This is a genomic window from Pandoraea sp. PE-S2R-1 (assembly GCF_002179865.1).
In the GTDB taxonomy this organism is placed as follows: Bacteria; Pseudomonadota; Gammaproteobacteria; order Burkholderiales; family Burkholderiaceae; genus Pandoraea.
Genome location: NZ_NGUR01000012.1, coordinates 51,413 through 72,187 on the forward strand (window position 1 = coordinate 51,413; position 20,775 = coordinate 72,187).

A 20,775-nucleotide genomic window follows, 5' to 3' on the forward strand; every position below is an offset into this window, starting at 1 on the left:
TGACTTGATTTGTCATACCAACGGCTCCGTCGAAACGAGAATGCCGTCGATGTCGCTGTAGATCCATTCGCCCGGACGCACCAGCTCCCCGGCGATATCCACAATCAGATCGGTCTGCCCGGCGCCGAGCTTCACGCTCTTGCGCGGGTTCGTGGCGAGCGCCCGAATGCCGATCTCGCACACTTCCAGTTCCTCGGTGTCGCGCACCGCTCCATTCACCACGATGCCCGCCCAGCCGTTCTTCTCGCCGAGTTGCGCGAGGTTGCCGCCCACCAGTGCACAGCGCACTGACCCGCCACCATCCACGACCAGCACCCGGCCCTCGCCCGGCGTCTCAAGTGCAGTACGTACCCGCGAGTTGTCTTCAAAGACTTTGAGCGTCGCCGCCGGGCCGGCAAAACGACGGGCCTGTCCGAGCAACAGAAAGCCGGGTTGCAACACACGCAGGCGACCGTCGGCCAGTGCGTCTTCATGGGCATCACACAAATCACAGGTGGCGAATTTCATGGCAAGGTTCCGATTCGAATTGGCTTGTTGATGCAGCAGTATCCGGTGCCGCGTCATGCATTCTGGAGGGATGAGGCCGCACGCTGACATCGATCATAGCGCCTCGCCCTGCGGGAAAGCCAATGCGTCGGGTCCGCACGCGCTGCGCACTCGTGGTTAACCTCGACATTGCGCCAGCCGACACGCGGACACGGCTGAATTACACTTATGGGACACGAATTGTCGCGCTTACGCCATGCCTAGCTCCTTGCGCTTCCCGTCCGGACTTTCTGATCTGCCTGCCCCGCCCGATGCTGCGTCGTCAACGACCGCCGCCGAACCGGCAGCGGTGAACGCGCGCGCAACTCCGGCGGAAGGTGCCGATATCCCTGTCGAACCAGCGGCGCCCACGCCCCCGGCAAAGCACGTCGTCCCCCCGGAGTTCTCTCCGACGCCTGAACGGCCCGTGCGGTTACGGGCGCGGCCGATTCTCGACACGATTCGTGTACCCGACCACCGGCACGCGTGGGCACAGGTGGCGTACACGCCGCGCGGCGTGATCCAGATTGCGGTGTCCGATGCCGCATGGATTGTGCCGCCCTCGCGCGCGATCTGGATTCCGCCCGATGTCGAGCACAGCTTGCAGGTCAATGAGCCGTCGTACTTGCGCACGCTCTACGTGCATCGTGACTTCATCCCGTCCGGGCTGGATCACTGCCGGGTCGTGGAAGTCTCACCGCTGCTGCGCGAGCTGATCGCCGCCATCGACGTACCGGAAGACGAACTGGATGCGCCACGCGAGCAACTGCTCGGCGGCTTGATTCTGGATGAACTGCGCCGCGCGTCGCCGCTGCCGCTGGAAGTGCCCCTGCCTCGCGACAAACGCCTGCTGACGTTATGCAACGCCATGCTGGCCGACCCTGCCCGGGCGTGGACGCTCGACCAATGGGCGCGCTACGCAGGCGCGAGCCCGCGCACGATCGGACGCCTGTTCCGGCAGGAGCTGAACATGAGTTTCGTGCAGTGGCGGCAGCAGGTGATCCTTGCGCAAGCCATTCCGCTGGCCTCGAAGGGTTACCCGCTCGCTCGCATCGCTCGCGAGTTGGGCTATCGCAGTCAGAGCGCGTTCTCGGCGATGTTCAAGCGCACGTTCGGGCGCACGCCGAGCGAGTTCTTCGCCACCACCCCGGAGGCTACATCTGCCGGAACAAGTGCGCGTACTGACGACTGACGGCGACGCGGTCTTTGCGGCGCTTGAGCTTCAACGTCAGGCGCCCAAGCGGCGTGTGCTGTGCGCTCACCACTTCGGCCACATTGACGACGGTGCTGCGATGCACCTGCCAGAAGCGCGACGGGTCGAGTTGCGGCAGTAACTCGCGCAGGCTCGTGCGAATCAGCAGATCGCCATCGACAGTGGCGACCACGACGTACTTGTCGGCGGCTTCGAAGAAGCACACTTCCTCCACCGGCACGATGCGGATCTCGTCGCCCACCGATGCCCGCACGAACCGCAGATATTCACCCGCCGCCGGGGCTGAGGCCGCCGTCACGCTTTTCGAACCGCTTGCCCCATTTGCCCCATGTGCCCCGTTCGTGCCATTCACCGCACCGCCCGGGGCCGCTTCATCTTCCAGATGCGTGCGCAGCGTCGCGAGCAACTGCGAGAGCGTGTCGTGCTTCGGCGCGGCCAGCCGTTCGCGCAGCCGTGCGACGGTGCGCGCGAGGCGATCGGGCTCCACGGGTTTGAGCAGATAGTCGATGGCCGCCGCGTCGAAAGCGTCGAGGGCGAACCGGTCGAACGCCGTGACGAACACGATCTGCGGCGCGCGCGTCAGCCGGGCACAGGCACGCGCCACGTCGAGCCCGGTCGCGCCGGGCATCGCGATGTCGAGAAACACCACGTCCGGCTGCTCTTGCGCGATGGCCGCAATCGCCGCCGTGCCGTCAGGCGCCACCGGCAACACGTGCAGATCGGGCCATGCCTGCGCGAGCATGGCACGCAGGGCATCGGCGAGTAACGGTTCGTCTTCGGCAATCAGGGCGACGGGGGATGTCATGCACTCCACTCTCTGCGGAACTAGAAACCTATGCCGCTGCCGTCTGCCCGGGCGTATCCACGGGCAAGCGCAACGTTGCGACCACACCTTGCGGCACACCCTCGGCAAGGGTGAGACGCGCGGCGTCGCCGTAGAGCACGCGCAGGCGCTCTCGAATATTCGTCAGACCGATGCCGTGACCCGGCGCATCGTGTGGCATTGAAGGGGCCGGTGTCGTGGAAAAACCCGCGCCGTCATCGCTTACCTGCAACACGACAAACGGTGTCCCTGTTTCATCGACTTCACCATACGCACTCACCCGTACCGTGCCGCCGCGGCTCTGGCGCTCGATACCGTGCTTGATCGCATTCTCGACGAGCGGCTGCACCAGCATCGGCGGCACCCGTCGCGCCCGGCAATCGTCCGGCAGATCGAGCGTGTAGTGCAGGCGCTCGCCAAAGCGCACTTGCTGGATCGCCAGCAACGCGTCGAGCAACGCAAACTCGTCGGCCAGCGAGATGGTCTCGGCGCGTGTGGCTGCCAGCGATGCGCGCAAGAAGCGGTTCATATGACCCAGCAATACACGGGCACGCGCGGGATCGCTGGCGATCAACGAGTCGAGATTCGCGAGCACGTTGAACAGAAAGTGCGGTTCAAGCTGTGCCTGCAAGGTCTGCAACTGGGCGCGCACCAACTGCTTTTCAGCGGCCGATTCTCGCAAGGCCTGCTGCGCTGCCGCCGCCTTCAACTGCGCCATCCGCGCCCGCGACCAACCGTGATACGTCCCCACGCCCGTGGCCAGCAACGCAATCAGCAGCACGATCGGCGTGGTGTGGCCATTGAGCGGACGCCACAACGTGAGCGGCAGCCCGAGCAGTACCGTGCCCAGCGTGATCCCGCCGACAAGGCCCGCCGAACAACCGAACGCCACCAACAACAGAAACGGGATGATGGGCGGCGCGCCATTGCGCCAGATCGCCCGGCGTCCGCCATCGATCAGCACGGTGATGGTGATGCCGATGCACTGGCTGAAAACGAAGTTCTGCCACAACGTGCCGCCGAAACCGATCAGCTTGAGTATCAGGGCGATCGCCGTGTTGAAGAGCAGCACACCCACGAGTTCGCGAAAAAACGTCGGCCAGAGACCGCGCGTCGGTTTGACGGGGGCCGGCTGCGGGGTCTCGACGGGTTGCGGTTGTCTCATCATCGTTGTCATTATCGTGTGCCCTCCCCGCCTGCCATGCCCGTCGCCGATGCCGTCGATACCGTCGATACCGTCGATACGCTCGTCGACACCGTCGCGGCCGTCATGACCTCGTGCCCCCACCGGGCGAGCGTCTCGTTGAGCATCCGGCCCGGCACCGCCACCGCCGCAACACCCGCGACGATCAACCCGGTGTATAGCCCAAGCATGCTGCGCCGATGCGTCACCACGTTGCCGCGCCGGATCGCGGCAATGGCCAGTACCAGACTCACCAGTACCCATGCCGCCAGCGCGTGCAGCCACGAGAAATGCCCCGGGTTTAACTCCCGGATGCCAAAGCTAGACAGCGCCGCGACCGCCATCGTCATCGCCCACGTCCTGCCCAGCCAGCGATGACGCGGAGTGCCCCGCCGCGCCATCAGAATCGTGATGCCCAGCATGACCGCCGCAACGGCCGCCGCCAGGTGAATTGCCACAATCGTTGTCATCGCTTCCTCTCGTCGTGATAGCTCATGACCCGACGATAGGAATTTGTTGCCGGTGGCGCACCCGCCATGCGACGAAGGACTCGCCCAGTGTCGCGAACGGTGATCCGTCAGCGCGAATCTCACGCGCCTTCGCTGACTGGCTGACTGGATGCAGGCCCGCAGGCGCCACCTCGATGCCGGCCAAGTCGCGCGGTGTCAGCGCATCGACCTGCGTGCCGCCTGCCCGGTCGCGCATTCTCGCCGACGATTGTGACACGACGATGCCACGCGCGAGCGTTCCCCGTGCCGAGGCGCTCCGGCTGGCCTTTCGGCGTGTTACGGCGTCGAAAGACGAAAAAAAAGCGCGGCCGAAGCCGCGCTCTGCTACCTGCCGGGGAGGCCGTAACCTCCCCGCGAAGACCCGCAGCTTACTCCGCCGCGGCTTCCGTTTCCTTGCTCACTTGCGCGGCCGTGTCGCCGTCGAAGGTGAACCGGCCATTGCGCCAGTCGACCGGGATGGTGTCCTTCGGACCGAACTTGCCGGCCAGCACCAGCTTGGCGACCGGATTCTCGATCTCCTGCTGGATCGCCCGCTTGAGCGGACGTGCCCCGAACACCGGGTCGAAGCCCTCGCGCGCCACGTGCATCAACGCGGCCTTGCTGACTTCGAGTGCCATGTCGAGCTTGGCCAGACGCTTGCGCAGGATCTCGATCTGAATCGTCGCAATCGACTCGATGTGCTTCTGATCCAGACCATGGAACACCACGACTTCGTCGATCCGGTTCAGGAACTCGGGACGGAAGTGCTCCTTGATCTCCAGCCACACCGCGTCCTTGATACGCTCCTGCGGCTCGCCGACCATCGACTGAATCATCGACGACCCAAGGTTCGACGTCATCACGATCACGGTGTTCTTGAAGTCCACCGTGCGGCCCTGACCGTCGGTCATGCGACCGTCGTCCAGCACTTGCAGCAGCACGTTGAAGACGTCCGGGTGCGCCTTCTCGACTTCGTCGAGCAGGATCACGCTGTACGGCTTGCGACGCACGGCTTCGGTCAGATAACCGCCTTCCTCATAACCCACGTAGCCCGGCGGCGCGCCGATCAGGCGGGCGACGCTGTGCTTCTCCATGAACTCGCTCATGTCGATGCGGATCAGGTGATCTTCCGAGTCGAACAGGAACATCGCCAGCGCCTTGCAAAGCTCGGTCTTGCCCACGCCCGTCGGGCCGAGGAACAGGAACGACCCGTACGGACGATCCGGATCCGACAACCCCGCACGCGAACGGCGGATGGCGTCGGCCACGGCGGTAATCGCCTCGTCCTGCCCCACCACGCGCTCGTGCAACTTGCCTTCCATGTTGAGCAGCTTCTCGCGCTCGCCCTGCATCATCTTCGAGACCGGAATGCCGGTGGCTCGCGAAATGACTTCAGCGATTTCTTCCGTGCCCACCTGCGTACGCAACAGACGCGGGTGCGCTTGCTGGCCAGCCGCTTCGGCGGCAGCCGCATCCTTCAGCTGCGCTTCGAGTTGCGGCAGCTTGCCGTATTGCAGTTCGGCCACCTTGTCGAGCTTGCCTTCGCGTTGCAGCTTGGCCAGCTCGGCACGCACGCGGTCGATCTCTTCCTTGACCTGCGCGCTGCCCTGCACGGCCGCTTTCTCGGCGGTCCAGATTTCTTCGAGGTCGGCGTACTCACGCTCCAGACGCGAGATCTCTTCCTCGATGAGCGCCAGACGCTTCTGCGACGCTTCGTCGGTTTCCTTCTTGATGGCTTCGCGCTCGATCTTCAACTGGATCAGACGACGGTCGAGCTTGTCCATCACTTCCGGCTTCGAGTCGATTTCCATCTTGATCTTCGACGCGGCCTCATCGATCAGGTCGATGGCCTTGTCCGGCAGGAACCGGTCGGTGATGTAGCGCTGGCTCAGTTCAGCCGCCGCCACAATCGCCGGGTCGGTGATCTCCACACCGTGGTGCAGTTCGTACTTTTCCTGCAAGCCACGCAGGATGGCGATGGTCGCCTCGACGCTCGGCTCTTCGACGAGCACCTTCTGGAAGCGGCGCTCCAGCGCAGCGTCCTTCTCGATGTACTTGCGGTATTCGTCGAGCGTGGTCGCGCCGATGCAATGCAGCTCACCACGCGCGAGCGCCGGCTTGAGCATGTTGCCCGCATCCATCGCCCCTTCGGCCTTGCCGGCCCCGACCATCGTATGAATCTCGTCGATGAACAGGATCGTACGGCCCTCGTCCTTGGCGATGTCGTTGAGCACGCTCTTCAGACGCTCTTCGAATTCGCCACGGAATTTCGCACCGGCGAGCAGCCCCGCCATGTCGAGTGCGAGCACGCGCTTGTTCTTGAGCGACTCCGGCACTTCGCCGTTGACGATACGCTGCGCAAGGCCTTCCACAATGGCGGTCTTGCCCACGCCCGGTTCGCCGATCAGCACCGGGTTGTTCTTCGTGCGGCGTTGCAGAATCTGAATCGTGCGACGGATTTCGTCGTCACGGCCGATCACGGGATCGAGCTTGCCGAGCGCGGCGCGTTCGGTCAGATCGAGCGTGTATTTCTTGAGGGCTTCGCGTTGGCTCTCGGCGTCCTGACTGTTGACGGACTCGCCGCCGCGCACGCCGACGATGGCGGCTTCCAGCGCTTTACGCGTGAGGCCACGGGCGCGAGCCAGCTTGCCCGTATCGCCCTTGTCGTCGGCCAGTGCCAGCAGGAACATTTCGCTGGCGATATAGCTGTCGCCGTGCTTTTGCGCTTCTTTGTCGGCCTGATTCAGCAGGCCCGCGAGTTCGCGGCTGACCTGCACGTTGCCATCGGTGCCTTGCACCTGTGGCAGCTTCGACAGGGCCGTCTCGATGTCGTGAGCCAGCGGTTGAACCTGCACGCTCGCGCGTTGCAGCAGCGAACGTGCTGCGCCTTCGGGTTGTGCGATGAGCGCGGCAAGCAGATGCAGCGGCTCGATATATTGCTGGTCGCGACCGACTGCCATGCTTTGGGCATCAGCCAGCGCTTCCAGGAACTGCGTGGTGAATTTGTCTTGTCGCATCGGGTGCTCCGGTAAGAAAACTTTCTGGATCGGATGTGCGGACAATCCCCTAAGGTTTCAAGGGCATTAGCGCCAAATGGTTGACATTTCGCGCAGGGCCTGTGGGTGGCCCGGTGAAGCCGTGGAATGCGGCAGTCGAACGACGCAGATCGTGGGGACACGCCCCCGCGACACGCCTGACTTTGAGGCTCATAATAGCTATTTTTAGCACGCCGCACCATGAGTCAACACGACCGCCAAGGCACTGGATCTACCCACAAGCACCCGGCCGGACATCGCGCCGAAACGGGGGATAAATCTGCGTCCGGGCTGGCGGCAGAAGCGGCCCTCGAAGGCGGTACTTTCACCGCGACGCCGCCCGTGACACGCCTCGGTGCGTGGCTCGATGCGTTGCCCCCCAAGCGGCTCGGGCAGGTCGACGAAGCGGCCGTGCAGTTGCTTGTTCACACGTTCTACGGACGCATTCGCGACGACGACCTGCTGGGCCCCGTCTTCCGGCAGGCGCTCGAAGGGCGCTGGGACATGCATCTGGAAAAAATGGTCGCGTTCTGGAGCAGCATCGTGCTCGGTGCGAAACGTTACCGCGGCAATGTGACGCAGGCGCATCAGCCGTTCGCTCACCTCACCGGCGAGCACTTCAGCCGCTGGCTCGTGCTCTTCTTCGACACGTTAGACGCGCTATTCGAACCGGAAGCCGCCTTCGTCTTTGCCGAGCCGGCGATCCGTATCGCAGAGAGCCTGCAATTGAATCTGTTCGGATGGGAATACGCGCTGCCACCGGCGCAGCGCGCGTTGCTCGACAGCGTGAAGGCCGCGCGGCCCGCACGGCCTCATGAATGAAAAATCGGCGAAATTGTTCGAATTTCGCCGATTTTTATTGATGATTTTTGATTTTTAGTCGGATTTGACCGAAGAATCCGGGACGCCACCCTGCCCCACCGCCCAGCGCTCACGTGCCGCCGTATCGGTATCACGGGCATCGACCCAGCGCTCGCCTTGCGGCGTCGATTCCTTCTTCCAGAACGGGGCTTCGGTCTTCAGATAATCCATGATGAATTCGCACGCGGCGAACGCATCGCCGCGATGCGCCGACGTCACGGCCACCAGCACGATCTGATCGCCCGGGCCCAAGTCGCCGTACCGGTGGATCACCAGCGCGTCGAACAGCCGCCAGCGCTCGCTGGCCTGCGCCACGATCTGCTCAAGCGCCTTCTCCGTCATGCCCGGATAGTGCTCGAGCGTCATGCGCGAGACGTCCTTGCCGTCGTTCAGGTCGCGCACCGTCCCCACGAAACTCGCCACCGCGCCCACGCGCAGGTCGCCCGCGCGCAGTTGGCGAATTTCGGTCGACAGGTCGAAGTCTTCGGTCTGTACGCGGATCGGCATGATCGGGTCTCGGTTCGTCTGCGTTGAGGTCAGCTTGGCGGTTGGCGCTGGACTCAGCCGCCCGTCACTGGCGGGAAGAAGGCCACTTCGCAGCCGTCGGTGAGGCGCGTGGACGCCGGCACCATCGTGTGATTCAGCGCCATGCGCAGGAATCGCTGCTCACCCAGCGTCTCGGCCCACAGCGGCCCGCGCAGGCACAACCATTGGCGCACGTCTCCCACGGTGGTAATGCCGTTGGGCACTTCCACATGTTCTTCGGCCACTTTGAGGGCCTCGCGTACGCTGGCAAAAAAGCGAAGATCGATCTGCATAGGTTGGGCCATGCCGCGTCAGGCGCGACATGCCTGTCTCTCAATATAGAAGGTCGGAAAACGGCAGGAACGCCACCGTCTGCCCCGCTTCGATGCGGTGGCCCGGCGGGTTATCGATGAGGCCGTCGCCCCATACCGTCGACGTCAGCACCGCCGAACTCTGATTCGGGAACGCGCCCAATCCGCCATTGGCGTTCAGGCGGGCACGTACGAACTCGTTGCGGCGATCGGCCTTGGCCTGCGTGAAGTCGGCGCGCATGGCGATACGGCGCGGCGTCACGTCCTGCACGCCTTGCAGGCGAAGGATGAACGGACGCACGAACAGCAGGAACGTCACGAAACTCGACACCGGGTTGCCCGGCAATCCGATGAAATGCGCCGTCTGGGTGGCCTCCGCTGCCGCCGCGCTCGCGCCGGTGCGGTTGACCTCGCCGTAAGCGAGCGGTTTGCCCGGCTTGAGCGCGATCTGCCAAAGATTCAGACGGCCCTCGGCTTCCACCGCGGGTTTGACGTGATCCTCTTCGCCGACGGACACTCCGCCCGACGTGATGATCAGGTCGTTGCCGCGTGCCGCGTCGCGCAGAATGGCGCGTGTGGCCGACAGGTTGTCCGGCACGATGCCGTAGTCGGTCATCTGGCAGCCAAGGTTTTCCAGCAGGCTGCGCAGCACAAAACGATTCGAGTTGTAGATGCTGCCGGCACGCAACGTCTCGCCGGGCATCGTCAGTTCGTCGCCGGTGAAAAACACCGCTACCCGCAGGCGGCGCGCGACCTGAAGCTTCGCGATACCGACCGATGCCGCCAAGCCGAGCGCCGGGGCCCGCAGGCGGGTGCCCGCCGCCAGCACCACGCTGTCGCGGCGGATGTCGGCCCCCTGCCGGTTGACGAACTCGCCATCAGCCGGGGCATGACGAATCACCACCGAACCGTCGTCGCGCGCTTCACACTGTTCCTGCATCACGACGGCGTCCGCGCCTGCGGGCACCGGAGCGCCCGTGAAGATGCGCGCCGCCGTGCCTGCTGCCAGCGGCTCGGGGGCGTGGCCCGCCGGAATGCGTTGCGAGACCGGCAACACCGTCTCTGCGCCCGTCAGATCCGCCCGGCGCACGGCATAGCCGTCCATCGCGCTGGTGTCCATCGGCGGCACGTCGAGCGTAGCCACGACATCGGCCGCCAGCACGCGCCCGTTGGCCGCGAGCGTGTCGACGGTTTCCGTCTGCCCGAGCGGACGGGCAGCGGCCAGAACAGCGTCAAGCGCTTCTTGTGTACTCAGCATGACAGGCGTCGCGGGCCCGACAGGGCCCGGGAAGAAAAAGAGAGAGGGCGTCCCGATGCGTTCACGTGATGTGACACCGGGACGCCGCGGCGTCCATCGGCCAACGCATCGGCCAACGCATTAGCCAACTTACAGGCCGGTATGTTCCGCAATATAGGCCTTCACGCGGGCGACGTCGTTCTGCACCGTCTCGACGCGTTGCGGCAGCGATTCGAGTTGCTCGAAGCCCGCCGGACGCGGCGGCTCACGATGCAGCGCTTCACGAATCGTTTCGGCAAACTTGGCCGGCTGGGCCGTTTCGAGCACCACCATCGGCACGCCCGGTTCCAGTGCTTCGCGCGCAACCTTCACGCCGTCGGCCGTGTGGGTGTCGATGACCACGTCGTAGCGCTTCGCCACGTCCTGAATCGTCGCCACACGGTCGGCGTGCGTGCTGCGGCCCGACACAAAGCCGAACTGCGCCACGCGTGCAAACGCATCGGTGCCCGACAGGTCGAAACCGCCCTGCTCCACCTTGGCGAGCAGCGCCGCCGTGGCCTGCGCGTCGCGGTCCAGCAGATCGAACAGAAAACGCTCGAAATTCGACGCCTTCGAGATATCCATGCTCGGGCTGCTGGTGTGGAAGGTCTCGGCCGACTTGCGCACGCGATAGTTGCCGGTGCGGAAGAACTCGTCGAGCACGTCGTTCTCGTTGGTCGCCACGACGAGCTTGTGGATCGGCAGGCCCATCATGCGCGCGATGTGACCTGCGCAGACGTTGCCGAAGTTGCCCGACGGCACGGTGAACGACACTTTGCCGTCCTGGCCCGACTTGCCGCCCGTGGCAGCAAAGTAGCCCTTGAAGTAGTAGACGACCTGCGCGACCACACGGGCCCAGTTGATCGAGTTGACCGTGCCGATCTTGTAACGCGCCTTGTAGGCGTGATCGTTCGAGACGGCCTTGACGATGTCCTGACAGTCGTCGAACACGCCTTCGACCGCGAGGTTGAAGATGTTCGGGTCTTGCAGGCTGTACATCTGCGCGGTCTGGAACGCGCTCATCTTGCCGGCCGGCGAGAGCATGAAGACACGAATGCCTTCCTTGCCGCGCATGGCGTATTCCGCTGCGCTGCCCGTATCGCCGGACGTCGCGCCCAGAATGTTCAGGGCGTCGCCGTGCTGAGCCAGTGCGTACTCGAACAGGTTGCCAAGCAATTGCATGGCCATGTCCTTGAACGCGAGCGTCGGGCCGTTCGAGAGCGCCAGCAACGACAGTTGCGTGCCGTTCTCGACGCCCAGCGGCAGCAGCGGCGTGATCTCGGTGGCGTCTTCGCCCGGACGCACATTGCGATACACCTCGGCGGTGTACGTGCGGCGCGTCAGGTCGGCCAGCACTTCCACCGGAACATCGCCGGCGAACTTGGCCAGCACTTTCGCGGCCAGATCGGCGTACGACAACTGGCGCCAGGCGCGCAGCTCGTCGGCCGAGACTTGCGGGTATTCCGTGGGCAGATAGAGGCCGCCATCCGGCGCCAGCCCGCCCAGCAGGATGCTGGAAAACGATTGCGGCTCGCCCGAAGTCAGGCCCGCGCCGCGCGTGGAGATGTATTTCATGTCAGTCGTTGTCCTGTCCGTGGTCCAGTGGTGTCGAGTCGCTGCCAAGCGTTCAGCTCAGCGACTCCATACGGATACGCGTGACCTTCGAGAGTACGGTGCCCATCGCTTCGATCTTCGCGATGGCGGCATTGATGTGCTTCTCTTGCGTCACATGCGTCAGGAGGATGATGTCGGTCTGATGCTCGCCTTCGCGCGACTCTTTTTGCAGCAACGCGTCGATCGAGATATCCAGATCCGCCAGAATGCGCGTGAGTTCTGCCATCACGCCAGCCCGGTCGACCACGCGCAGGCGCAGGTAGTAGCTGGTGGTGACTTCGTCCATCGACAGCACCGGGGTGTTCGATAGCGCGTCGTGCTGGAACGCCAGATGCGGCACGCGATGTTCCGGATCGGCCGTTTGCAGGCGCGTCACATCAACGATGTCGGCCACGATCGCCGAGGCGGTCGGCTCGGCACCGGCGCCCTTGCCGTAGTACAGCGTGGCGCCGACGGCGTCGCCTTGCACCAGCACCGCGTTCATCGCACCTTCCACGTTGGCGATCAGGCGCTTGGTCGGAATCAGCGTCGGATGCACGCGCAGTTCGATCCCCGCTTCCGTGCGGCGCGTGATGCCCAGCAGCTTGATGCGATAGCCGAGTTCTTCGGCGTATTTGATGTCGATGGCGGCCAGCTTGGTGATGCCTTCCACATAGGCGCGGTCGAATTGCACCGGCACGCCGAACGCGATGGCGCTCATCAGCGTGAGCTTGTGAGCGGCGTCCACGCCTTCGATGTCGAACGTCGGGTCGGCTTCTGCGTAGCCCAGACGCTGCGCGTCGGCGAGGGCCACGTCGAAGTCGATGCCCTTGTCGCGCATCTCCGAGAGGATGAAGTTCGTGGTGCCGTTGATGATGCCGGCGATCCACTGAATACGGTTGGCCGTCAGGCCTTCGCGCAGGGCCTTGATGATCGGAATACCGCCGGCGACGGCAGCTTCGAACGAGACCATCACATTGGCCTTGCGGGCAGCGGCAAAAATCTCGTTGCCGTACACCGCCAGCAGCGCCTTGTTGGCCGTGACCACGTGCTTGCCGTTCTCGATCGCCTTGAGGACGAGCTCTTTGGTGAGGTCGTACCCGCCGATGGTCTCGACCACCACGTCGATGGCCGGATCGTTGACCACTTCGAACGGATCGCCCGTCACTTCGGCGGCGTTGCCTACTAGGCCCTTGGCGCGTTCGACGTTGCGCACGGCGACCTTGGTAATCTCGATGCCCCGGCCAGCGCGACGTTGGATTTCTTCCTGGTTGCGTGCGAGCACTTGAAAGGTGCCGTAGCCTACCGTGCCAAGGCCGAGCAGGCCCAATTTGATCGGTTTCATGCAGTTTTACTCAAAAGTCGAAATCGGTTGGTGCGCATCACTTGCCGTGGCGACGGCGATAACCGTCAAGGAAGCGGGCAATGCGGCTGATGGCATCTTCCAGGTCGCCCTCGTGAGGCAGGAACACTACGCGGAAATGGTCGGGGTGCATCCAGTTGAAGCCGCTGCCCTGCACCAGCAGGACCTTTTCTTCGAGCAACAACTGGAGGATGAACTCCTGATCGTTGGCGATGGGGTACACCGCCGGATCGAGACGCGGGAAGAGATACAGCGCCGCCTTGGGCTTCACGCACGTCACGCCGGGGATGGCGGTAAGCATGCGGTGCGCGATCTCACGCTGCTCGTACAGGCGTCCGCCCGGCACGATCAGGTCCTTGATGCTTTGATAGCCGCCCAGTGCGGTCTGAATCGCGTACTGGCCGGGCACGTTCGGGCACAGGCGCATCGACGCGAGGATGTTGAGCCCCTCGATATAGTCGCGCGCCGGGCGCTTGTCGCCGGATACGATCATCCAGCCCGCGCGGTAGCCGCACGCGCGATAGCTCTTCGACAGGCCGTTGAACGTGATGGTGAGCACGTCTTCGGAGAGCGAGGCCAGCGAGGTGTGGGTCGCGCCGTCGTAGATGATCTTGTCGTAGATCTCGTCGGCGTAGATGATCAGCTTGTGCTCGCGCGCCAGGGAGACGATTTCCTTGAGGACTTCGTCGGTGTAGAGCGCGCCGGTGGGGTTGTTCGGGTTGATGACGACGATCGCGCGCGTGTTCGGCGTGATCTTCTTGCGAATGTCGGCCAGATCCGGCTGCCAGTCGGCTTGCTCGTCGCACACATAGTGCACGGGCGTGCCGCCCGAGAGACTCACGGCAGCCGTCCACAGCGGGTAGTCGGGCGCGGGCACCAGCACTTCGTCGCCGTCGTTGAGCAGCGCCTGCATGGCCATCACGATCAGCTCGGACGCCCCGTTGCCGAGGTAGATGTCGTCGAGCTGCACGTCCTTGATGGCCTTCTGCTGGGCGTAATGCATGATCGCCTTGCGCGCCGCGAACACGCCTCGCGAATCGGAGTAACCGGCCGAGTTCGGCAGGTTGCGGATCATGTCCTGCACGATCTCGTCGGGCGGCTCGAAACCGAACGGCGCCAGATTGCCGATGTTCAGCTTGATGATGCGATGACCCTCGTCTTCCATGCGCTTGGCATGTTCAAGCACGGGCCCACGAATGTCGTAGCAGACATTCTGCAATTTCTGCGATTTGAGGATCGGTTTCACGGCGGTCGTTATTCTTGACTGGCTTGACTGGCTTGACGGGCGGCTGGCATGCCGACCTCTGGCGCAACGCTTGGACCGCAGGCGGGATTTGAGCGGACCGGCTATCCTCAGGCAAAATGCCCGATGTCCCCGGTTCCGGTGTCGCAAATGCCGCACTGCAACGGTTTGCCGTGCTGCGTACGGCAAAAAGCTATAATTTAGCCAATTATGACAGAGTTCGGCAATGCATCATTGACGGTTTCCGCCACGCGAGGCAAGATGCCCGACCGCGCCGAGCGTATAAATCCGTTCCGTTCATCAAGCGATCTGCTGCCACTCCGTCTCTATCCCTTATCCATTCCGTCCGCATCCGGTAGGGAATCTCCGAAAGTGAAACTGCACCAAGACCCCTCGCAAGCCTTGAACACGGTCACCGGCTACGGACCGGGTTATATCGAGATCAACAAGACGCGTCACAACCACAGTGTGATCGTCGCGCCCGAGGGCGAGATTCAAGCCTGGCCGGTATCGGCGTTCGATGCGCTCGAGCCGGCCCATTTCGAAGCCTTACGTGCCCTCGACCCGGAAGTCGTGATTTTCGGCAGCGGCGAGCGGCTGCGCTTCGCCCACCCGCGTCTCACCGCCTCGTTGACCAGCACGCGCATCGGCGTCGACTCGATGGATACGCAAGCGGCCTGCCGCACCTACAACATCCTGATGAGTGAAGGCCGCCGCGTCGTACTGGTCGTGCTCGTCGACAACGGAATGCCTGAGTGACCCGCGCCCCCGCCAAGACCGGGAACTCAGGGCTGCCTGCCGCTCACGCGCCGCTGCCCCCTGACCTCTCTCCTGCTGCACCGTACCCGCTCTCGCCCGCCGCGTTCTGGACGCTGCTCATCGGCTTTGCCCTCGTATGGTTCGGCATGCTGGATTATCGGCATCTGATCGCCAGCGACGAAGGCCGCTACGCCGAAATGGCGCGCGAGATGTGGACGACGGGCGACTGGATTACGCCGCGCTACAACGGCTACAAGTATTTCGAGAAGCCGCCGCTGCAAACCTGGATGAATGCGCTCACGTTCGCGGCGTTCGGTCTGGGCGAATGGCAGGCGCGACTCTGGACGGCTCTGACCGGCTTCGCCGGCGTGCTGATGGTGGGCTACACCGGCCGGCGCGTGTTCAACGCGCGTGTGGGCCTGTTTGCCGCCGCCGCGCTGGCAAGCGCCCCGCTGTGGGCGCTGCTCGGGCACTTCAACGTGCTCGACATGGGGCTGTCGTTCTTCATGGGGCTGTCGCTGTGTGCCCTGCTGCTCGCGCAACGCCCCGGACTGCCCCGCCCGTCGGTGCGCGGCTGGATGTGGCTGTGCTGGGCCGCCATGGCGCTTGCCGTGTTGAGCAAGGGGCTTGTGGGCATCGTGCTGCCCGGCGCCGTGCTCGTGCTCTACACGCTCGTCGCCCGCGACTGGGCGCTGTGGAAGCGCCTGTACCTCGGCAGCGGCCTGATCGTGTTCTTCCTGATCGCAGCGCCGTGGTTCGTGCTCGTGCAGATGCGCAACCCCGAGTTCTTTGATTTCTTCTTCATCAACGAGCACTTCCGCCGCTTCGCCGAGGAAGGTCATAACCGCGACGGCGCGCTCTGGTACTTCGTACCGGTGTTCCTCGTGGGTTTCCTGCCCTGGCTGTCGATACTGCCCGGCACCGTGCGCGCCACGTGGCGCATGCCCCATCAGCCCAACGGCTTCGCGCCGACCGTGCTGATGTGGACGTGGTCGATCTTCATCTTTGTCTTTTTCAGCGTCTCGCACTCGAAGCTGATCTCGTACCTGCTGCCGATCGCGCCGGCCATGGCCCTGCTGTTCGGCCTGTATCTGGCGCAGATGCGCCGTGACCAGTTGCGTGTGCATCTGGCCGGGTATGCCGTGTTTCTGATCGCAGCGCTCGTCATGGTGGCGATCTTCGTCGGCCGTTCGGGCAGCGTGCGTAACCCCAACGAGTTGTACAAGGCGTTCCAGATCTGGCTGTATTTCGCGTTGGGTGCCGGTTTGGTAGGCACGCTGGTCGCCTGGCGGCTCGCGCGCCATAGCGCCCGCCGGGCCGTCATCATGTTCGCCACGGCCATGTTGCTGCTCACGACCATCGGCGGCATGGGCCACGAGGTCTTCGGGCGGCAAAGCTCGGGCGTGCTGCTGGTGCCGGCCATCAAGGCGGAGATGCAGCGACTCGGACCCGGCACGCCGTTCTATTCAGTCAATGTGCTCGATCACACCATGCCGTTCTATCTCGGCACGGACATGATCATGGTGCAGCACCCGGACGAACTCGAATTCGGCGTAAAGCAGGAGCCACAGAAATGGGTACCGACGCTGGCCGACTTTTACACGCGCTGGCGCGCCGATCCGAAGGCGCTCGCGCTGGTCGATCCGGACACGTTCGGCAAGCTTGAAGCCGAGCACTTGCCCATGCGTGTCATCGCGCGCGACGCCCGGCGCGTTGTTATTAGCAAACCACTTCCGCAAGACAACGTAAAATAGCGCGTTTATAGTGCGTTTCAAGCGCCGGTTCGACTACCGGCCGCGGCATTCGTCTCAACATCCGAAATTATCAGGCACGGGGTTCGCGGGGAGCCCCTGCCTTCGGAAAAGTGTCGGTGCGTGCGCAGGACTATTGAAATCGACAGGGGTGTGACCCGGGCCGTTCGGGCCGTGCGCCAGCGGGCGCGGCCTAAGGATCAGCCAAGGAACGCCATCCATAATTATTCACAAACGTTCACAAACGTTCCATGAATCTCGCTACGTTTTCCCTTATTCTCACGGGCGTGCTGCTCAACGCGTGCGCCCAGCTGTTGCTCAAGGCAGGCGCCAATTCCATCGGCGCGCTCGAATTCACGCGCGCCAACATCGTGCCCATCGGCATCAAGCTCGCCACGCAGGTGCCGATCATGGGCGGCCTGGTGTGCTATGCCATCAGCGTCGTCGTGTGGATTCTGGCGCTCTCGCGCGTTGAAGTCTCGATTGCTTACCCGATGCTCTCGCTCGGCTACGTGGTGAACGCGTTTGCCGCGTGGTACCTGTTCGGCGAGACCCTGTCGATGCAACGTGTCATCGCCATCGGCATCATTCTGGTCGGTGTTTATATTCTTGCGCGCAGCTAAGCTCTGCGCCGCTTACCTGAGGCCTTGTCTACTACCATGAGCGAATCGGCGACCCCCACTGCCAATCAACCGTTCCTGCCGTTCACGCGGCCCAGCATCGACGACGCGACCATTGCAGGCGTCACCGAAGTGCTGCGTTCGGGCTGGATCACCTCGGGCCCGCAAGTAAAGGCCTTCGAACAAGCGTTGTCCGAATTTTTCGGCGGGCGCCCTGTGCGCACGTTCAATTCGGGCACGGCCACGCTGGAAATCGGCCTGCGCATTGCCGGCGTGCAAAGCGGTGACGAAGTCATCACCACGCCGCTGTCGTGGGTGGCTACCGCGAACGTCATTCTCGAAGTGGGCGCCACGCCCGTGTTCGTCGATGTCGATCCGGCCACGCGCAACATCGATCTCGATCTGCTCGAAAAGGCGATCACCCCGAAGACGCGCGCCATCATCCCCGTCTATCTCGCCGGGCTGCCGGTCGATATGGATCGTCTGTACGACATCGCGCGCCGCCACAACCTGCGCGTGATCGAAGACGCGGCTCAGGCCATGGGCTCGACCTGGAAGGGCAAGCGCATCGGCGCGTTCGGCGATCTGATCTCGTTCAGCTTCCATCCGAACAAGAACCTGACGTCGATCGAAGGCGGCGCCCTCGTGTTCAACAACGAGGACGAAGCGCGTCTGGCCGAGAAGTACCGTCTGCAAGGCGTGACGCGTATCGGCATGGACGGCATGGATGTCGACGTGCTCGGCGGCAAGTACAACCTGACCGACGTGGCCGCCCGTGTCGGTGTGGGCCAGATGCCGCACCTCGCCGAATTCAACCGCCGCCGCACCGAACTCGCCCAGTTGTATTTCAAGGGACTCTCGAACGGTGCGGCCGCCGCGCTGGGCCTCGGCCTGCCGCCCGCCGACTTCGAGAACTCGAACTGGCATATGTTCCAGGTCGAACTGCCGCTGGATCGCCTGACGATCAGCCGCGCCGACTTCATGGAAAAGCTCAAGGCGGCCGGCATCGGCAGCGGCGTACACTATCCCGCCATTCACCTGTTTACAATGTATCGGGCACTTGGACATCACGAAGGGCAGTTCCCGCAGACCGAGCGTCTGGGTCGCTCGCTCCTCACGCTGCCCCTGTTCCCTGCCATGACGAACGACGACGTCACGCGCGTTTGCGACGCCGTCAACGCCATTAGCGCCAATCATCAAAAATGACTCATCCACAACTCTCCGTCGTCATCCCGGTTTATAACGAAGAGGCTGGCCTCGCCGCCCTCTTCACCCGGCTATACCCGGCGCTCGACCAACTGGGGCTGACCTACGAAGTGGTGTTCGTCAATGACGGCAGCCGCGACCGCTCGGCCGCCATTCTTGCCGAACAGTACCGCCTGCGCCCGGACGTGACGCGCGTCGTGCTGTTCAACGGCAACTATGGCCAGCACATGGCCATTCTGGCGGGCTTCGAACACACGCGTGGCGAATGGGTCATCACGCTCGACGCCGACCTCCAGAACCCGCCGGAAGAAATCGGCAAGCTGGTCGATCAACTGGCCGCCGGTCACGACTATGTGGGCACGATCCGCATGAACCGTCAGGACACGTGGTTCCGCCGGAATGCCTCGCGCCTCATGAATCGTCTGCGCGAGCGCATCACGCGCATCCGCATGACCGATCAGGGCTGCATGCTGCGCGGCTACAGCCGCCATATCGTGGACACCGTCAATCAGTGCCGCGAGATCAACACGTTCATCCCGGCGCTGGCTTACACCTTTGCGCAGAATCCGACCGAAGTGCACGTCGCGCACGAAGAACGCTTTGCCGGCGAGTCGAAATACTCGCTCTATAGCCTGATTCGCCTGAACTTCGATCTGGTGACCGGTTTCTCGGTCGTGCCGCTCCAATGGCTCTCGGGCGTGGGCATTACGTTGTCCGCCGCGTCGGGCGTGCTGTTCGTCGTGCTGATGGCACGCCGTTTCCTGTTCGGCTCGGAAGTCCAGGGCGTATTCACCCTGTTTGCTGTTACGTTCTGCCTGCTCGGCGTGATTCTGTTCGGCATGGGCTTGCTCGGCGAGTACATCGGCCGTATCTATCAGCAGGTGCGTCAGCGTCCGCGCTATCTGGTGCAAGCCGTGCTGCAAGAGCAGTCGGGCCGCAGTGCCGCCACGGCAGCCCTGTCGAATAGTTCGAACAGCTCGGCCGCCGGCGCGACGGAACTGGGTGCGGACGCCGCGCAGGATGCCGCATCGGACAGCCCCGCCCATCGCACGGGCGCACGTTGACAGGCCCGGAAATTACACACGTCATGAGTTCCAAAGCTGTCGTATTCGCTTATCACAACGTCGGCGTGCGCTGCCTGCAAGTGCTGCTCGCACGCGGCGTCGATGTCGCGCTCGTGGTGACCCATCAGGACAACCCGAACGAGAACATCTGGTTCGGCAGCGTGGCCTCGGTCGCCGCCGAGCACGGCATTCCGGTCATCACGCCCGACGATCCGGCCGATCCCGCGCTGGCGGCCCAGATCGCCGCCGTCGCACCGGATTTCATCTTCTCGTTCTATTACCGCCACATGATCCCGGTGCCGGTGCTGGCGATCGCCCCGAAGGGGGCGTTCAACATGCACGGCTCGCTGCTGCCGAAGTATCGCGGCCGCGTGCCGGTAAACTGGGCGGTTTTGAAGGGTGAAACGGAAACGGGTGCCACGCTGCACGAGATGGCCCTCAAGCCGGACGCGGGCGCCATCATCGACCAGACGTCGGTGCCCATCCTGCCGGACGACACGGCGGGCGAGGTGTTCGAGAAAGTCACGGTGGCCGCCGAGCAGACGCTCTGGCGTTGCCTGCCGGCACTGCTGGCGGGCACGGCGCCCCGCCACGCCAACAATTTGGCCGAAGGCAGCTATTTTGGCGGCCGCAAGCCGGAAGACGGCCGTATCGACTGGACGAAGCCTGCCGTCGAGGTCTATAACCTGATTCGTGCGGTCGCCCCGCCGTATCCGGGCGCGTTTACCGATGTCGGCGAGCGCCGCTGGGTGGTCACGCGGGCCCGCCTGTCACGGGCGCCCGCCCCCGCCGGTTTGCCCTGCGGCGTGCAAGTAGTGGATAATGCGCTCCTTGGCGTTTGCGGCGACGGAAATGCCCTCGTCATTCATGAACTAACGCTGGACGGCAAGGTTGTCACGCCGACACAGTTTTCCCAGCTCAATCACTGACCGTAAT

Annotated in this window: 19 protein-coding genes; 8 read left to right on the forward strand and 11 right to left on the reverse strand. The window is 63.8% G+C overall.

Annotated elements, in window-relative coordinates; all coding sequences use genetic code 11:
- Positions 1 to 12: 12 nt before the first annotated feature.
- Positions 13 to 507: a ribonuclease E activity regulator RraA gene (gene rraA / locus CDV44_RS15420; RefSeq protein ID WP_087688828.1), complete on the reverse strand. Its 495-nt coding sequence runs from the start codon at positions 505 to 507 to the stop codon at positions 13 to 15.
- 235 nt (positions 508 to 742) lie between these two features.
- Here rraA and CDV44_RS15425 point away from each other — a divergent pair, with 235 nt between their 5' ends.
- Positions 743 to 1,717 (forward strand): helix-turn-helix domain-containing protein, encoded by a 975-nt coding sequence (locus tag CDV44_RS15425; RefSeq protein ID WP_087688829.1) that lies wholly within the window; start codon positions 743 to 745, stop codon positions 1,715 to 1,717.
- On the opposite strand, the gene CDV44_RS15430 is transcribed toward CDV44_RS15425, so the two are convergent.
- The 4 genes from CDV44_RS15430 to clpB all read right to left on the reverse strand — a co-directional run bounded on the left by CDV44_RS15430 (position 1,680) and on the right by clpB (position 7,249).
- On the reverse strand, positions 1,680 to 2,543 hold the full coding sequence (locus tag CDV44_RS15430) for a LytTR family DNA-binding domain-containing protein (protein WP_087688830.1): 864 nt from the start codon (positions 2,541 to 2,543) through the stop codon (positions 1,680 to 1,682). The two genes, CDV44_RS15425 and CDV44_RS15430, sit on opposite strands and share 38 nt — an antisense overlap.
- Before the next feature lie 28 nt (positions 2,544 to 2,571).
- The gene (locus CDV44_RS15435) at positions 2,572 to 3,729 is read right to left on the reverse strand and encodes a sensor histidine kinase (protein WP_170936003.1); all 1,158 of its coding nucleotides are present in this window, start codon (positions 3,727 to 3,729) and stop codon (positions 2,572 to 2,574) included.
- Positions 3,730 to 3,737: 8 nt separating this feature from the next.
- Positions 3,738 to 4,214, reverse strand: a complete 477-nt coding sequence (locus CDV44_RS15440) for a DUF2306 domain-containing protein (RefSeq protein WP_087688832.1) — start codon at positions 4,212 to 4,214, stop codon at positions 3,738 to 3,740.
- Positions 4,215 to 4,621: 407 nt separating this feature from the next.
- Positions 4,622 to 7,249, reverse strand: coding sequence for an ATP-dependent chaperone ClpB (clpB, locus tag CDV44_RS15450; protein WP_087688834.1), 2,628 nt, complete (start codon positions 7,247 to 7,249; stop codon positions 4,622 to 4,624).
- Positions 7,250 to 7,468: 219 nt separating this feature from the next.
- Here clpB and CDV44_RS15455 point away from each other — a divergent pair, with 219 nt between their 5' ends.
- Positions 7,469 to 8,089: a group III truncated hemoglobin gene (locus tag CDV44_RS15455; RefSeq protein ID WP_249277575.1), complete on the forward strand. Its 621-nt coding sequence runs from the start codon at positions 7,469 to 7,471 to the stop codon at positions 8,087 to 8,089.
- A gap of 54 nt (positions 8,090 to 8,143) precedes the next feature.
- On the opposite strand, the gene moaE is transcribed toward CDV44_RS15455, so the two are convergent.
- From moaE to CDV44_RS15485, 6 genes are all read right to left on the reverse strand, one after another.
- Positions 8,144 to 8,635, reverse strand: a complete 492-nt coding sequence (moaE, locus tag CDV44_RS15460; protein WP_087688835.1) for a molybdopterin synthase catalytic subunit MoaE — start codon at positions 8,633 to 8,635, stop codon at positions 8,144 to 8,146.
- 53 nt (positions 8,636 to 8,688) lie between these two features.
- Positions 8,689 to 8,946: a molybdopterin converting factor subunit 1 gene (moaD, locus tag CDV44_RS15465; RefSeq protein ID WP_058379026.1), complete on the reverse strand. Its 258-nt coding sequence runs from the start codon at positions 8,944 to 8,946 to the stop codon at positions 8,689 to 8,691.
- 40 nt (positions 8,947 to 8,986) lie between these two features.
- Positions 8,987 to 10,222, reverse strand: a complete 1,236-nt coding sequence (gene glp, locus CDV44_RS15470; RefSeq protein ID WP_087688836.1) for a gephyrin-like molybdotransferase Glp — start codon at positions 10,220 to 10,222, stop codon at positions 8,987 to 8,989.
- 129 nt (positions 10,223 to 10,351) lie between these two features.
- Positions 10,352 to 11,815 carry a threonine synthase gene (gene thrC / locus CDV44_RS15475; RefSeq protein WP_087688837.1) on the reverse strand — a complete coding sequence of 488 codons (1,464 nt, stop codon included), beginning with the start codon at positions 11,813 to 11,815 and terminating at the stop codon, positions 10,352 to 10,354.
- 52 nt (positions 11,816 to 11,867) lie between these two features.
- Positions 11,868 to 13,178, reverse strand: coding sequence for a homoserine dehydrogenase (locus CDV44_RS15480; protein ID WP_087688838.1), 1,311 nt, complete (start codon positions 13,176 to 13,178; stop codon positions 11,868 to 11,870).
- A gap of 37 nt (positions 13,179 to 13,215) precedes the next feature.
- Positions 13,216 to 14,442 carry a pyridoxal phosphate-dependent aminotransferase gene (locus tag CDV44_RS15485; RefSeq protein ID WP_170936004.1) on the reverse strand — a complete coding sequence of 409 codons (1,227 nt, stop codon included), beginning with the start codon at positions 14,440 to 14,442 and terminating at the stop codon, positions 13,216 to 13,218.
- A 369-nt stretch (positions 14,443 to 14,811) separates the two neighbouring features.
- On the opposite strand from CDV44_RS15485, the gene CDV44_RS15490 reads away from it, so the two are divergent.
- The 6 genes from CDV44_RS15490 (at position 14,812) to CDV44_RS15515 (ending at position 20,768) form a co-directional block, all read left to right on the forward strand.
- Positions 14,812 to 15,198, forward strand: a complete 387-nt coding sequence (locus CDV44_RS15490) for an Mth938-like domain-containing protein (protein ID WP_087688839.1) — start codon at positions 14,812 to 14,814, stop codon at positions 15,196 to 15,198.
- Positions 15,199 to 15,230: 32 nt separating this feature from the next.
- A complete protein-coding gene (locus CDV44_RS15495; RefSeq protein WP_371328773.1) occupies positions 15,231 to 16,952 on the forward strand; it encodes a glycosyltransferase family 39 protein in 1,722 nt (573 codons plus the stop codon).
- A 248-nt stretch (positions 16,953 to 17,200) separates the two neighbouring features.
- The gene (locus CDV44_RS15500; RefSeq protein WP_058379032.1) at positions 17,201 to 17,572 is read left to right on the forward strand and encodes an SMR family transporter; all 372 of its coding nucleotides are present in this window, start codon (positions 17,201 to 17,203) and stop codon (positions 17,570 to 17,572) included.
- Positions 17,573 to 17,608: 36 nt separating this feature from the next.
- Positions 17,609 to 18,775: a DegT/DnrJ/EryC1/StrS aminotransferase family protein gene (locus CDV44_RS15505; RefSeq protein WP_087688841.1), complete on the forward strand. Its 1,167-nt coding sequence runs from the start codon at positions 17,609 to 17,611 to the stop codon at positions 18,773 to 18,775.
- The gene (locus CDV44_RS15510) at positions 18,772 to 19,839 is read left to right on the forward strand and encodes a glycosyltransferase (RefSeq protein ID WP_087688842.1); all 1,068 of its coding nucleotides are present in this window, start codon (positions 18,772 to 18,774) and stop codon (positions 19,837 to 19,839) included. The genes CDV44_RS15505 and CDV44_RS15510 overlap by 4 nt, the downstream gene beginning before the upstream one ends.
- A 23-nt stretch (positions 19,840 to 19,862) precedes the next feature.
- On the forward strand, positions 19,863 to 20,768 hold the full coding sequence (locus CDV44_RS15515) for a formyltransferase (RefSeq protein WP_087688843.1): 906 nt from the start codon (positions 19,863 to 19,865) through the stop codon (positions 20,766 to 20,768).
- Positions 20,769 to 20,775: the final 7 nt, after the last annotated feature.